Raw genomic sequence first — 13544 nt, 5'->3', positions numbered from 1 at the left:
GTTTGCGAAAACAAAGCGCGCACTCTAACCGCTGTGCTCCATCGGGCGCCAGCCATGGCGCGTCATATCCACACGATTGTTGGTTACATTCACACCCTCCGCACGCAGTCGCGCCCGTTGTTCATCCCCGGACGGGGTACCCAGTGCCAGGCTCAGCCGGCCGCCTGCGCCAAGCACCCGGTGCCAGGGCAGGCGAGTGTCCGCGGGCAGTTGCCCGAGGGTACGCCCGACCCAGCGTGCCGCCCGCCCAAGCCCCGCCAGCTCGGCCAACTGGCCATAGCTGACCACCTTGCCGGCCGGCACTTGGCCGAGTACCGAATACAGCGCCGTTCGTCGGCCCTCGGCGGACTCGAGGGCGTGCTCATATCCGTCAGACATCAGGCCCCCTCTGGGCTGCAGATGAAACCGGACCGGCGGTCTGGCAAATGAGAGTTGAACTCAACGGCATGCTCCCGGTCTTTCCTTGCTCTGGTCGTGGTTATCTGGATAATGCCCGGCTTTTTTCGCCAAATCGAACCCGTAGTCCGCAAAACATAGCCCGCTTATGAATTCTAGATCCTTGTTGTGCCTGCTTGCTGTTTCCCTGTGCGCCTCCCCGGTGTTCGCCGACACCGTGTGGATGAAGAACGGTGACCGGCTCAGCGGCAAGATCAAAGTCTTCGATGGCGGCAAGCTGCTGCTGGAAACCCCCTATGGCGGTTCCATCGCCCTGGACTGGAAAGAAGTCCAGACCTTGGAGAGCGACCAGGAGATGCTGGTCAAGCAGGACGCCTACAGCGGTGAGCGCGCCAAGTCGCTGAAGGCCGCCGAGCCCGGCAAGGTGACCTTGGCCAATGGCGAGGCGCCGAAGACCGTGGAGCTGGCCAGCATCGAGCAGATCATGAAGCCCAAGCCGCTGGTCGAGGACTTCGTGTGGAAGGGCAACGTCGATGTGGCGCTGGACTACAAGCGCGCAGAGAACGACACCGACGACTACGACGTCGGCTTCAAGACCAGCGCCCGCCATGGCCGTTGGCGGCACAACGCCGAAGGCGAATACAACCGCGAGACCAAGGACGACGTCACCACCACCGACAACTGGAGTGCCGAGTACGCCCTGGACCGCTTCCTCACCGAGAAGTGGTTCTGGCAGGGGCGCGTGGAGTACAAGCGCGACCGCATCGAAGACCTCGCCCGCCAGCGCACCGTGGGTACCGGCCCGGGTTACCAGTTCTGGGACGACGAACTGGGCGCGTTCTCGCTGGGTTCGCTGATCAACCGTACCGACTTCGAATACCAGGATGGCGCCAAGGACAACTTCTATTCCGCGGCGGTGAAGTGGGACTACACCCGCTACCTGATTGGCAAGAACGTGCAGCTGTTCACCAACGGCGAGTTCGCCAAGCCGCTGGGTGGCGTGGCCGATTACGCGCTGGATGCCGAGATTGGCCTGCGCTACAAAGTCACCGAGTGGGCCTCGCTCAACCTCAAGGCGGAGAAGGACATCATCACCGGTACGCGTGACAGTGACCTGGACAAGACCCGCTATACCGCAGGCTTTGGCGTTACCTGGTAAACCGCCGGGGGCGCGTTGCGCCCCTATCGCCGGCAAGCCAGCTCCCACAGGTACTGCACAGGCCTTGGCATTGCGCGGTCAGTGTGGGAGCTGGCTTGCCGGCGATAGGGCTGCGTAGCAGCCCCATTGGCACTGGATCTGATAATGCTTATCTTGTCCCATCCAGCCCGATATCAGGAGCCGCCCCCAAGTGAGTACCAATGCCATCCGCCCCGCCCGGGAGCTGCTGCTCAAGGAATACCGCGGCGTGCTCTCGACCCATTCCAAGTCGATGCCCGGCTACCCGTTCGGCTCGGTCGTGCCGTACTGCCTGGACGCCCAGGGCAACCCGCTGATCCTCATCAGCCGCATCGCCCAGCACACCCACAACCTGCAGAAAGACCCCAAGTGCTCGCTGCTGGTGGGCGAACGCGAAGCCGAGGACGTACAGGCCGTGGGGCGCCTGACGGTGATGGCCGAGGCGCACAAGCTGGTGGAGGAGGCCGCCATCGAGGCCGCCGCCGAGCGCTACTACCGCTATTTCCCGGACGCGGCCAACTACCACAAGGCCCACGACTTCGACTTCTGGGTGCTGCAGCCGGTGCGCCACCGCTACATCGGCGGCTTCGGCGCGATCCACTGGCTTGACCAGGTAACCCTGGCCAACCCGTTCGCCGGTAAAGCCGAGGCAAGCATGGTCGAACACATGAACAACGACCACGCCAACGCCATCGCCCACTATGTGCAACTGACCGAGCTGCCAAACCATGCGCCAGCACAGATGGTCGGGGTAGACAGCGAAGGCATGCACCTGCGTATCGGCCAGGCGGTGTACTGGTTGCCTTTCCCAAGTACTTGCAACACGCCGACACAAGTCCGCGAAGCCCTGGTTTTGCTGGCTCGCGCCGACCAGTGGCCGGTTGCGACAGAAGTCGAGGGTTGAAAAGCCGAGCGCCCGCATCCATTTGTTGGTCTTACAGGAAGGGTCTCTTCCGACGAGGAATGCTTTGATGCGTGCTTTTCTACTGTTGTTTCTACTGTTTCCCGTGCTGGAGCTGTTCGTCTTCGTGAAGGTCAGTGCCGCCATCGGTTTCTTCCCGGCGCTGCTGCTGATCATCGCCGGCTCCGCCCTGGGTGTGCTGGTGATGCGCGTGGCCGGGCTGGCCACCGCACTGCGCGCCCGTGAAAGCCTGCAGCGTGGCGAACTGCCCGCCGAGGACATGTTCCAGGGCATGATGCTGGCCGTTGGTGGTGGCCTGCTGTTGCTGCCAGGTTTCATCAGCGACGTGCTGGGCTTGCTCTGCCTGCTGCCATTCACCCGTCAGCTGGCCGCGCGCAAGATGCGCGAGCGTGCCGAGGCCCAGGCCATGCGCCAGCGCGCCTTCCAGGACGACCCGTTCCAGGCCCGGCCGCAGGATGGCGGGCATCGGCCGAATGTGATCGAAGGCGAGTACGAGCGCCGCGACAAGTAATAGCCGGGGGCCGCTTCGCGCCCCTTTCGCGACACAAGGCCGCTCCCACAGGGAATGCACACCTCCTGTGGGAGCGGCCTTGTGTCGCAAAAGGGGCGCGCAGCGGCCCCAGCTTTTTGCGGGGCCAAGGCGCTAATGAAAAATTTTCTGAAACAAGCCTTGTAATTGAATATGGCGGCCTCATGTATGTGGTCACCGCAAGGTTTCTGGTGGTGACACCAGACATTACACAGGTGCTTCGCCCATTGCGGATCACCCCCGGCAACGCCGGACTGCATCAAACCGCCGGTGTCGACACCGGCCGATGAAAACCACTATTTGGGAGAGATCGACAATGAAGCTTCGTCCTCTGCATGACCGCGTCGTTATCCGTCGCAGCGAAGAAGAATCGAAAACCGCTGGCGGTATCGTCCTGCCGGGTTCGGCCGCTGAAAAACCAAACCGCGGCGAAGTCGTCGCCGTCGGCACCGGTCGCATCCTGGACAACGGCGAAGTTCGCGCGCTGGCCGTGAAAGTGGGTGACAAAGTGGTTTTCGGCCCTTACTCGGGCAGCAACACCGTGAAAGTCGATGGCGAAGACCTGCTGGTCATGGCCGAAAACGAAATCCTCGCCGTTATCGAAGGCTGATTTCCCCGACTTCCCGTTACTCCAAAGAATTCCAAGGATTAAACGATCATGGCTGCTAAAGACGTAAAATTCGGCGACTCCGCTCGTAAGAAAATGCTGGTTGGTGTCAACGTTCTGGCTGACGCGGTAAAAGCGACCCTGGGCCCGAAAGGCCGTAACGTGGTGCTGGCCAAGAGCTTCGGCGCGCCGACCATCACCAAGGACGGCGTTTCCGTCGCCAAGGAAATCGAGCTGAAAGACGCCTTCGAGAACATGGGCGCCCAGCTGGTCAAGGAAGTTGCTTCCAAGGCCAACGACGCTGCCGGTGACGGCACCACCACCGCTACCGTCCTGGCTCAGGCCATCGTCAACGAAGGCCTGAAAGCCGTCGCTGCCGGCATGAACCCGATGGACCTGAAGCGCGGCATCGACAAGGCCACCGCTGCCGTCGTCGCCGAGCTGAAGAACCTGTCCAAGCCATGCGCCGACTCCAAGGCCATCGCCCAGGTAGGTACCATCTCCGCCAACTCCGACAACTCCATCGGTGAAATCATCGCCGAAGCCATGGAAAAAGTCGGTAAAGAAGGCGTGATCACCGTTGAAGAAGGCTCGGGCCTGGAAAACGAACTGTCGGTCGTGGAAGGCATGCAGTTCGACCGTGGCTACCTGTCGCCGTACTTCGTCAACAAGCCGGACACCATGGTTGCCGAGCTGGAAGGCCCGCTGCTGCTGCTGGTCGACAAGAAGATCTCCAACATCCGTGAGCTGCTGCCAGTTCTGGAAGCCGTTGCCAAGGCCGGCCGCCCACTGCTGATCGTTGCCGAAGACGTTGAAGGCGAAGCCCTGGCTACCCTGGTAGTCAACAACATGCGCGGCATCGTCAAGGTTGCTGCGGTCAAGGCTCCGGGCTTCGGCGACCGCCGCAAGGCCATGCTGCAGGACATCGCCGTCCTGACTGGCGGCCAGGTCATCTCCGAAGAAATCGGCCTGTCCCTGGAAACCGCTACCCTGGAGCACCTGGGTAACGCCAAGCGCGTCATCCTGTCCAAGGAAAACACCACCATCATCGACGGCGCTGGCGCCGACACCGAGATCGAAGCACGCGTCAAGCAGATCCGTGCCCAGATCGAAGAGACTTCCTCGGACTACGACCGTGAGAAGCTGCAAGAGCGTCTGGCCAAGCTGGCTGGCGGTGTTGCCGTGATCAAGGTCGGTGCCGGCACCGAAGTTGAAATGAAAGAGAAGAAAGCCCGCGTTGAAGACGCCCTGCACGCTACCCGTGCAGCCGTTGAAGAAGGCGTGGTGCCTGGCGGTGGTGTAGCCCTGGTTCGCTCCCTGGCTGCCATTGCCAACCTCAAAGGCGACAACGAAGACCAGAACGTCGGTATCGCCCTGCTGCGTCGCGCTGTTGAAGCGCCGCTGCGCCAGATCACTGCCAACGCCGGCGACGAGCCAAGCGTTGTCGCTGACAAGGTCAAGCAAGGTTCGGGTAACTTCGGTTACAACGCTGCTACCGGCGAATACGGCGACATGATCGAGATGGGCATCCTGGACCCAGCCAAGGTCACCCGTTCGGCGCTGCAAGCTGCTGCTTCGATCGGCGGTCTGATGATCACCACCGAAGCCATGGTTGCCGACCTGCCGGAAGACAAGCCAGCTGCTGGCATGCCTGACATGGGCGGCATGGGTGGCATGGGCGGCATGATGTAAGCCAGCCTTACCCCCTGCACCATGAAAAGCCCCGGTTCGTGAGAACCGGGGCTTTTTTGTTTTCCTGTTGGGGCCATTGGGGCTGCTTTGCAGCCCATCGCTGTCAAGCCAGCTCCCACAGGGATCGCACATGGCTTGAGGTCAATGCGGTCGAGGTGGGAGCTGGCTTGCCGGCGAAAGGGCCGCAAAGCGGCCCCGGGTTCAAGCGACGCTACGCTCAGCGGCGGGTACCTCAGCCATTCCCCGACGATACAGAACCAAGTAATACGACCCCAAGCCGATCAACCAGCAGAACACCGCCGTCCACACGTTGTGCGAAAGGAAGTGCGCCCCTTGCATCATCCGCCCCAGCGAAAGCACCGACCCGGCCACTAAGGCCACCGCCAACGCCACCCGCGCCAGCCTCGGCTTGCGATCACGCAACATGAAGAACAGCCCGAACAGGCAGAACCCGGTGGCGGCATGCCCGCCCGGCCAGCACAGCCCGGGCTTGTCGGTCGCCGGCCGCGGTTCCAGCAGCTTGCTGTAGGTTTCCTTGCCGCCAAACTGGGTCAGGCTCCACGGGCATTGCACCTGGGTCACTTTCTTCAGCGGTGTGACAAACGCCGTGGACAGGCCCAGTGCCAGTACCAGGCAGCCCAGCTCACGGCGCCAGCCGAACAGGCGCTTCCAGAAGAAGCTGGCAGCAAAGGTCACCAGCGACATCACGCCCAGCAGGATCACCCCCTGCTTGACCCGGTCATGCAGGATGTTCTCCAGCAAATAGCTGTGGCGGCCGATGAATTGCCCGGCAGCAGGGTCGAAGAACAGGTTGGCAATGTCCATGTCGACCGAGGTCAGTTCCAGCAGGATCAGGCCAAGCGCGGTCGCCAGGGGTAGCCCCAGGTACAGCCAGAAATTGATCGGGCGAGGGCGGGTTGGTTGCTGCATGACGGCTCCAGGGCGCGAAAAAGATCGGGCATTGTCGGCCGCCCGCTATCCTGTGTCCGTGAAGGATCAGTGAAAAAACCGTCAAGTGCGCTGAATTTTCCCTGGGGCTGGCACCCTGCAGGCATAGGCCTTAAGCTGCGCCTGCCGCGCACCACAGCGAGAAGCGCCGCACAGGAGAAACCGATGCGCATTCTTTTGGTTGAAGACAACCGCGATATCCTGGCCAACCTGGCCGATTACCTGGGCATGAAGGGCTACACCGTCGACTGCGCCCAGGATGGCCTGTCCGGCCTGCACCTGGCTGCCACCGAGCACTACGACCTGATCGTGCTCGACATCATGTTGCCGGGCATCGACGGCTACACCCTGTGCAAGCGCCTGCGCGAAGACGCCCGCCGCGATACGCCGGTGATCATGCTCACCGCCCGCGACCAACTGGACGACCGCCTGCAAGGCTTCCGCTCCGGTGCCGACGATTACCTGCTCAAGCCCTTCGCCCTGTCGGAGCTGGCCGCCCGCATCGAAGCGGTGCTGCGCCGGGCCCAGGGCGGCGGGCGCCGCACGTTGCAGGTGGCCGACCTCAGCTATGACCTCGACACCCTCGAAGTCACCCGCCAGGGCCGCTTGCTCAAGCTCAACCCGGTCGGCCTCAAGCTGCTGGCGGTGCTGATGCAGAAGAGCCCGCACGTATTGCGTCGCGAAGTGCTGGAAGAAGCCCTGTGGGGCGATGACTGCCCTGACAGCGACAGCCTGCGCAGCCACGTGCACCAGCTGCGCCAGGTGATCGACAAGCCGTTTGAAAAACCGCTGCTGCATACCGTCCATGGCGTCGGCTATCGCCTCGCCGAGGGCCGTGATGGAGTTTAAGCAAAGCCTTGCCCAGCGCATCATCATCGCCTTTGCCCTGATGAGCGCGCTGGTGGCTGGGGCCTTCGCCTTCGGCATCGTCGGCACCGTGCACCTGGTCGAAGAGCGGCTGATTTCCTCGGTGCTGGGCGGTGACCTGCAACGCCTGCTGCGCATGGACAGCGTCAGCGACTGGAGCCACCGGCCACGCCCCGACCAGCTGTTCTACTTCAGCGGCGGGCGTGACGACTTCGAGCTGCCCAAGGACCTGCGCCACCTCGACCGCGGCTTCCACGAGGTATTCCGCGATCAGCTGTCGTACCACGCCATGGTCGAGATCGTCGATGGCCGCCGCTATGTGCTGCTGCAGGACCAGAGCGACTTCGAGGAGCGCGAGCGCGTGCTGTTCGCGGTGGTGGTGGTGGGCTTCCTGCTCAGCCTGGTGCTGGCGGTCATCCTCGGCTGGCTGGTGGCGCGCCGAGTGATGGCGCCGGTGATCCGCCTGGCGCGCCAGGTACGCCACCGTGACCAGTTGCTGGGCCTGGCCCCGCCGCTGGCGCCGGACTATGCCGCGGACGAAGTCGGCCAGCTGGCGGTAGCCTTCGACGATACCCTGGGCCGCCTGCGCGATGCGCTGACCCGCGAACGGTTGTTCACCAGCGACGTCAGCCATGAACTGCGTACGCCCTTGATGGTGCTGGCCACCTCGTGCGAACTGCTGATGGAAAACCCGACGCTGGACGCCCGTTCGCGCAGCCAGGTGGAGCGCGTGGCGCGGGCCACGGAAGAAATGCGCGAACTGGTCAAGACCTTCCTGATGCTGGCCCGGGCACAGCGCGACGAGGGCGCCGTGGCTTCGCGGGCCACCCTGCGGGAAGTGGCGGACGAACTGGTCGGGGTCTGGCGCGACACCATCGAACAGAAGGGCCTGGCCCTGTATTTCGATGGTCGCGTCAGTGCCAGCCCGGTGCTGTACAACGCCACCTTCCTGCAGTCGGTGATGGGCAACCTGCTGCGCAATGCCGCGCACTACACCGACAGTGGCTACATCCGCCTGAGCCTGGAAGCCAACGGCTTCAGCGTGGAGGACAGCGGCGTAGGTATCCCGGAGGAGCAGCGCGAGGCGATGTTCCGGCCGTTCGTGCGCGGCGACGAGCGGCGCGGCGAGGGCCTGGGCCTGGGCCTGTCGTTGGTACAGCGGATCTGCGACGACCAGGGCTGGCATGTCACCCTGACCTCGACCTTGCCGCACGGCTGCCGTTTCATGGTGGACCTAAGCAATACCGCGGCCAAGGGCGACCCGGAGGCTTTGGTCGAGTAATCTGTTGTAACAGGTCATTCGGCGCTCAACATATTTTTCACATCAGCATGACCTGATTCCTACGCTTGCTTACCTAATGTGGGTGGAATGGAGTCAGGAGATGCCCAATGCGTAGCCCCATCAAGCTTGAATTTTCCGAGAAGTACGACAAAGAACATGCGCGCGAGTACTTTCTCAAGCACCAGGATGGCCTGGCGCGACGCCTTTCCCACAAGCGTGATGAGCAACTGGCGCGTCGCGCCTTGGCATTGGCTGGTGAGCCTGGGCTAGTCCTCGACCTGCCATGCGGTGCCGGCCGCTTCTGGCCATTGCTGGCAGAAAAGCCCAACCGGGTGATCATCGGCGCCGACAACTCCGAAGCGATGATTGAGACAGCCTGTACCGCGCAAGCGCCAGAGGTGGTTGCACGGGTACGCCCTTTGCAGACTTCGGCGTTTGCCATCGACTTGCCGGACAACTCGGTGGACAGCATTTTCTGCATGCGCTTGTTCCACCACATTGGCGAAGCGGCGCACAGAAAGACCATTCTGTCGGAATTTCAACGGGTTAGCCGTGATAGTGTGATCCTGTCCTTGTGGGTGGATGGCAACTTCAAGGCCTGGCGCCGGAAAAAGCTGGAACAGCGTCGCAGCGCCAGAAAGGGCGACCAGGACAATTACCAGAACCGTTTTGTGTTACCGGCCGACACGGTCGAAGAAGAATTCCGAGCCGCCGGCTTCAGAATCCAGGAACGCCTCGACTTCCTGCCGTTCTATGCCATGTGGCGGGTCTATGTATTGCGTAAGGGGTAGTGTTTGATGGCTGTAGCCCAGAGAGGGGAGTCGCGGTTCGATTTTTACTGGCGCCAGCAAGGCGAGTGGGTCGAGGAGCCTAACCAGCGCCGTGGTGGCGAGAGCGGTGTGCAACGCCTCGACGATGGCAATGGCAAGCTGCTGTATGCCAAGCGCCAGGTCGGGCATATCTACCGTAGCCTGCTGCACCCTTTCGGCCGGCCGACCGTATTGCGTGAACTCGATGCGTTGAACAGCTTCGAGCAACTGGGCGTGCGTGTACCGCGCATCGTCTTCTGTGGCGCCGAGCGTGGTGCCGACCAGCAGTGGCGTGCGCTGCTGGTGAGCGAAGCACTCGACGGCTTCGTCGAACTCGACACCTGGCATGCCGAAGGTGCCCGCGAGCGTTACCCGCAGGTGGTGCATGAGCGCATGCTCAAGGACCTGGCGGACAACCTGGCGCGCATGCACCTGGGGCACTGGCAGCACGGCTGCCTGTATGGCAAGCACGTGTTCATCAAGGTGATTGGCGAGGGCGAGCAGGCCAGGGTCGAAGTCGCCCTGCTGGACCTGGAAAAATGCCGGCGGCGCATCAGTTGCCAGCGCGCGGCGGGCAATGACCTGCGCCAGCTGCGCCGCCATTCGTCGATCAATGACGCGGAATGGCAAACACTGCTCTACTTTTACCAGATGGCGTTTGGCAGCGCTGTCAAAGGGTTAGGGCAATGAAACTAGAAATAGCTCGAGCTTTGTTCCTGGTAGCTGGCCTGGCGGTGACCACCGCGGCGGTGGCTGCGTGGGAAGAGCCGAGGCCGACAGTGTTCAGCAAGGCCGAACTGGCCGACCAGTGCGCGTTGCCGCGGGATGTGAAACCGCAGCAACAGACCGAGGCCGCGCCGGATCAGGACCTGTTGCTGTTCCTGTTCGGCATGCGCCAGGGGTTGCGGCCGTTCGGTTGAACCCGGTGTAGATGGAAATGCCAGAGGCCTCGCGATTGCGGGGCCTTTGGCATTTTTGCATCTGCCTTGCCGGCCTCTTCGCGGGCTTGCCCGCTCCCACAGGTATGGCACCGGTCCTGAAACTGGCGCCGCACCTGTGGAGATGGAAATGCCTTGCCGGCCTCTTCGCGGGCTTGCCCGCTCCCACAGCTATGGCACCGGTCCTGAAACTGGCGCCGCACCTGTGGAGATGGAAATGCCTTGCCGGCCTCTTCGCGGGCTTGCCCGCTCCCACAGGTATGGCACCGGTCCTGAAACTGATGCCGCACCTGTGGGAGCGGGCGAGCCCGCGAAGAGGCCGGTTCAGGCAACCGATGTCGCTCTGGCCACCTCTTTGTGCGCCAGCAGGGTGTAGATACAAGGCAACACGAACAGGGTAAACAGCGTGCCGATCGACATCCCGGTGGCAATCACCGTACCGATGTCGAAGCGGCTTACCGCCCCCGCCCCGGTCGCCAGGATCAGCGGCACCATGCCGAACACCATCGCCGCCGTGGTCATCAGCACCGGCCGCAGGCGAATCGCCGCGGCCTCCTCGATCGCCTCGCGCACGCTCAGGCCGCGCTCCTCACGCAACTGGTTGGCAAACTCGACAATGAGGATGCCGTGCTTGCTGATCAGCCCGATCAGCGTCACCAGCCCGACCTGGGTGTAGATGTTCATGCTCGATACGCCCAGGAACAGCGGCAGCAGCGCGCCACAGATCGACAACGGCACCGTCACCAGAATCACCAGCGGGTCGCGGAAGCTTTCGAACTGCGCCGCCAGCACCAGGAAAATGATCGCCAACGCCAGGCCGAAGGTCACCCACAGCGCGCTGCCTTCCTGTACGTACTGGCGGGCCACGCCGGCATAGTCGAAGGCGAAGCCTTCCGGAGCCTCTTCGCGGGCGATGCCCTGCACGGTCTGCAGCGCCTCGCCCAGGCTGACCATGGGCACGCCCTGGATGATCGCCGAGTTCAGCTGCTGGAACTGGTTGAGCTGGCGCGGGCGGGCGCGGTCGGTGAGGGTGATCAGGGTGGATAGTGGCAGCAGTTGGCCCTGGTCGTTCTTCACGTAGTAGTTGTTCAGCCAGCCGGGGTTGTCGCGGTACGGCCGCTCGACCTGGGCAATCACCTTGTAGCTGCGGCCTTCGAGGGTGAAGCGGTTGATTTCCGCCTCGCCCAGCAAGGTCGCCAGGGTACTGCCCAAGGTGTCCATCGACACCCCCATCTGCGCCGCCTTGGCCCGGTCGATATCCACCACCACCTCGGGCTTGTCGAAGGCCAGGTCGATGTCGAGGAAGGCGAACTTGCCGGATTCCTGGGCGCGGGCCTTGATGCGCTGGGCCACATCCAGCAGTGCCGGGTAGTCGCCAGCGCTGTTGATCACGAACTGGAATGGCAGGCCCTCGCCGGTGCCGGGCAGCGACGGCAGGTTGAAGCCGAAGATCTGCAGGCCACTGATTTCCTCGAGCTTGCTCTGCACCAGCGGCAGCAACTCCATCTGCGTGCGTTCGCGCTCGTTCCAGGGCTTGAGCAGGAAGCCGCCGATGCCGGTCTGCACGCCATTGAAACCGTTGATCTGGAACGACGAGTAATACTCGGGGAAAGCCTTGAACAGCGGGGTGAATTCGTCGGTATAGGCGTTGAGGTAATCAAGGTTGGCCGGCTGCGGCGAACTGCTCATCATGAAGATCACCCCCTGGTCCTCGTTGGGCGCCAGTTCGTTCTGGGTGAACTTCAGCAGTACCGGAATCAGGCACAGGATGATCACGGCAAACACCAGCACGACAGGCCGGCTGTCGAGGGTGGTGTGCAGCAGGCGCTGGTAGCGCACCTTCAGGCGTTCGAACAGCACGTCCAGGCGGTGGGCCAGGCCGCTGGGATTCTGTTCCTGGCGCAGCAGCAGGGCGCACATCATCGGTGACAGGGTGAGGGCAACGATGCCGGAGATGATCACCGCACCGGCCAGCGTCAGGGCAAACTCCTTGAACAGCGCGCCGGTGAGCCCGGTAAGGAAGCCGATCGGTGCATACACCGCCGCCAGGGTGATGGTCATCGACACCACCGGCATGGCGATTTCGCGGGCGCCCTCGAGGGCGGCGTCGAACGGTGACTTGCCTTCTTCCATGTGCCGGTGGATGTTCTCCACCACGACAATCGCGTCGTCCACCACCAGGCCGATGGCTAGCACCATGGCCAGCAGGGTCAGCAGGTTGAGCGAGTAGCCCATCATCTGCATGAAGAACAGCACGCCGATCATCGACAGCGGAATGGTTACCACCGGGATCAGCACCGAACGCAGGGCACCGAGGAACAGGAACACCACCACGATGACGATCAGTACCGCTTCGCCGAGGGTCTTGATCACTTCGTCGATGGAGGCCTGGATGAACAGCGTGGCGTCGTAGGCGATCGATACCTTCAGTGCCGAGGGCAGCTGGCTTTCCAGCTCGGGCATGATGCGCCGCACTTCCTTGATGACATCCAGCGGGTTGGCGGCCGGTGTGGCCTTGATGCCGATGTACACCGATGGGGTGCCGTCGAACGAGCTGACCGTGTCGTAGTTTTCCGCCCCCATCTCGACCCGTGCCACATCGCCCAGCAGCACGCGGCTGTCGCCACTGGTCTTGACCGGCAGGGCGGCGAACGCTTCGGCCGACTTCAGCTCGGTGCTGGCGTTGATGCTGGTGACCACGTATTCGCCCTTCACCTCGCCGGCCGCGGAAAGGAAGTTGTAGCGGCGCACGGCATTGGTCACGTCGGTGGCCGACAGGCCATAGCCTGCCAGTTTCACCGGGTCGATCCAGATGCGCATGGCGAACACCTGGTTGCCGAGGATTTCCGCTTCGGCCATGCCCGGCAGGGTCGCCAGCTTGGGCTGGATTACCCGTGACAGATAGTCGGTGATTTGCGGGTTGCTCATCTCCTTGCTGTAGAAACTGATGTACATCAGCGCCGAGGCATCGGCGGCTTCCTTGCTCAGTACCGGGTCTTCCGAGTCCTGGGGCAGCTTGTTGCGCACTTCGTTGGCCTTGGCCAGCAGTTCGGTGAACAACCGGTCGCTGTCGGCGCCGATGCGGGCGTAGATGGAAATGATCGAGAAGTTCTGCCGGCTCACCGAGGTCATGTAGTCGATGCCTTCGGCGCTGGCCAGGCTTTGCTGCAGCGGCTGGGTGATATAGCCCTGGATGGTCTCGGCGTTGGCGCCGGGGTAGGCGGTGGTCACCGTGATCAGGGCGTTTTCCATTTGCGGGTACTGGCGGATCTGCAGCTTGTTCCAGGCCTGGAAGCCCAGCAGCAGGATCAGCAGGCTGACCACGCTGGCCAGCACCGGGCGGCGGATGAACGGGTCGGTGAACGCCATGCCAGCCT

13 protein-coding genes are annotated in these 13544 nt (G+C 62.9%); 10 read left to right on the top strand and 3 right to left on the bottom strand.

The genetic code is table 11. The features are described 5' to 3' along the window. Positions 1-24: 24 nt before the first annotated feature. The gene (locus B2790_RS12950) at positions 25-378 is read right to left on the bottom strand and encodes an MGMT family protein (RefSeq protein WP_075046251.1); all 354 of its coding nucleotides are present in this window, start codon (positions 376-378) and stop codon (positions 25-27) included. 166 nt (positions 379-544) lie between these two features. Between B2790_RS12950 and B2790_RS12945 the strand changes: the two genes are divergently transcribed. The 5 genes from B2790_RS12945 to groL all read left to right on the top strand — a co-directional run bounded on the left by B2790_RS12945 (position 545) and on the right by groL (position 5323). Next, positions 545-1555, top strand: coding sequence for a DUF481 domain-containing protein (locus B2790_RS12945; RefSeq protein ID WP_286918956.1), 1011 nt, complete (start codon positions 545-547; stop codon positions 1553-1555). Positions 1556-1745: 190 nt separating this feature from the next. Further along, on the top strand, positions 1746-2477 hold the full coding sequence (locus B2790_RS12940; RefSeq protein ID WP_274120371.1) for a HugZ family protein: 732 nt from the start codon (positions 1746-1748) through the stop codon (positions 2475-2477). Between the two features lie 67 nt (positions 2478-2544). Further along, on the top strand, positions 2545-3006 hold the full coding sequence (locus tag B2790_RS12935; protein ID WP_286918955.1) for an FxsA family protein: 462 nt from the start codon (positions 2545-2547) through the stop codon (positions 3004-3006). Positions 3007-3340: 334 nt separating this feature from the next. Further along, positions 3341-3634 carry a co-chaperone GroES gene (locus tag B2790_RS12930; RefSeq protein WP_003260750.1) on the top strand — a complete coding sequence of 98 codons (294 nt, stop codon included), beginning with the start codon at positions 3341-3343 and terminating at the stop codon, positions 3632-3634. A 48-nt stretch (positions 3635-3682) separates the two neighbouring features. Continuing rightward, positions 3683-5323 carry a chaperonin GroEL gene (gene groL / locus B2790_RS12925; protein ID WP_013974091.1) on the top strand — a complete coding sequence of 547 codons (1641 nt, stop codon included), beginning with the start codon at positions 3683-3685 and terminating at the stop codon, positions 5321-5323. A 201-nt stretch (positions 5324-5524) separates the two neighbouring features. Here the strand turns inward: groL and B2790_RS12920 are convergent, their stop codons facing one another. Beyond that, the gene (locus B2790_RS12920; protein WP_085592104.1) at positions 5525-6253 is read right to left on the bottom strand and encodes a phosphatase PAP2 family protein; all 729 of its coding nucleotides are present in this window, start codon (positions 6251-6253) and stop codon (positions 5525-5527) included. A gap of 183 nt (positions 6254-6436) precedes the next feature. Here B2790_RS12920 and colR point away from each other — a divergent pair, with 183 nt between their 5' ends. The 5 genes from colR to B2790_RS12895 all read left to right on the top strand — a co-directional run bounded on the left by colR (position 6437) and on the right by B2790_RS12895 (position 10149). Beyond that, a complete protein-coding gene (gene colR, locus B2790_RS12915) occupies positions 6437-7120 on the top strand; it encodes a two-component system response regulator ColR (RefSeq protein ID WP_003255215.1) in 684 nt (227 codons plus the stop codon). Beyond that, positions 7110-8420 carry a sensor histidine kinase gene (locus B2790_RS12910; RefSeq protein WP_025340528.1) on the top strand — a complete coding sequence of 437 codons (1311 nt, stop codon included), beginning with the start codon at positions 7110-7112 and terminating at the stop codon, positions 8418-8420. Before colR ends, B2790_RS12910 begins: the two co-directional genes overlap by 11 nt. A 107-nt stretch (positions 8421-8527) precedes the next feature. Continuing rightward, entirely contained in the window at positions 8528-9211 is a 684-nt protein-coding gene (locus B2790_RS12905) for a class I SAM-dependent methyltransferase (RefSeq protein ID WP_025340527.1), read from the top strand. A gap of 6 nt (positions 9212-9217) precedes the next feature. Then, positions 9218-9919: a lipopolysaccharide kinase InaA family protein gene (locus tag B2790_RS12900; protein ID WP_025340526.1), complete on the top strand. Its 702-nt coding sequence runs from the start codon at positions 9218-9220 to the stop codon at positions 9917-9919. Continuing rightward, positions 9916-10149 carry a hypothetical protein gene (locus B2790_RS12895; protein WP_286918954.1) on the top strand — a complete coding sequence of 78 codons (234 nt, stop codon included), beginning with the start codon at positions 9916-9918 and terminating at the stop codon, positions 10147-10149. The genes B2790_RS12900 and B2790_RS12895 overlap by 4 nt, the downstream gene beginning before the upstream one ends. 342 nt (positions 10150-10491) lie before the next feature. Here the strand turns inward: B2790_RS12895 and B2790_RS12890 are convergent, their stop codons facing one another. Beyond that, a complete protein-coding gene (locus tag B2790_RS12890; protein WP_025340524.1) occupies positions 10492-13536 on the bottom strand; it encodes a multidrug efflux RND transporter permease subunit in 3045 nt (1014 codons plus the stop codon). Positions 13537-13544: the final 8 nt, after the last annotated feature.

It is taken from the genome of Pseudomonas sp. UBA6753 (assembly GCF_002453565.1).
GTDB lineage: Bacteria > Pseudomonadota > Gammaproteobacteria > Pseudomonadales > Pseudomonadaceae > Aquipseudomonas > Aquipseudomonas putida_Z.
The sequence above is the reverse complement of the archived record's forward strand: the minus strand, read 5'-3'. Positions and strand labels throughout refer to the sequence as shown.

Coding starts and splice junctions, on each gene's coding strand:
- B2790_RS12950 (WP_075046251.1), bottom strand. CDS start 378: ATGTCTGACGGATATGAGCACGCCCTCGAGTCCGCCGAGGGCCGACGA.
- B2790_RS12890 (WP_025340524.1), bottom strand. CDS start 13,536: ATGGCGTTCACCGACCCGTTCATCCGCCGCCCGGTGCTGGCCAGCGTG.
- B2790_RS12920 (WP_085592104.1), bottom strand. CDS start 6,253: ATGCAGCAACCAACCCGCCCTCGCCCGATCAATTTCTGGCTGTACCTG.
- B2790_RS12930 (WP_003260750.1), top strand. CDS start 3,341: ATGAAGCTTCGTCCTCTGCATGACCGCGTCGTTATCCGTCGCAGCGAA.
- B2790_RS12910 (WP_025340528.1), top strand. CDS start 7,110: ATGGAGTTTAAGCAAAGCCTTGCCCAGCGCATCATCATCGCCTTTGCC.
- colR (WP_003255215.1), top strand. CDS start 6,437: ATGCGCATTCTTTTGGTTGAAGACAACCGCGATATCCTGGCCAACCTG.
- groL (WP_013974091.1), top strand. CDS start 3,683: ATGGCTGCTAAAGACGTAAAATTCGGCGACTCCGCTCGTAAGAAAATG.
- B2790_RS12935 (WP_286918955.1), top strand. CDS start 2,545: ATGCGTGCTTTTCTACTGTTGTTTCTACTGTTTCCCGTGCTGGAGCTG.
- B2790_RS12905 (WP_025340527.1), top strand. CDS start 8,528: ATGCGTAGCCCCATCAAGCTTGAATTTTCCGAGAAGTACGACAAAGAA.
- B2790_RS12900 (WP_025340526.1), top strand. CDS start 9,218: ATGGCTGTAGCCCAGAGAGGGGAGTCGCGGTTCGATTTTTACTGGCGC.
- B2790_RS12945 (WP_286918956.1), top strand. CDS start 545: ATGAATTCTAGATCCTTGTTGTGCCTGCTTGCTGTTTCCCTGTGCGCC.
- B2790_RS12895 (WP_286918954.1), top strand. CDS start 9,916: ATGAAACTAGAAATAGCTCGAGCTTTGTTCCTGGTAGCTGGCCTGGCG.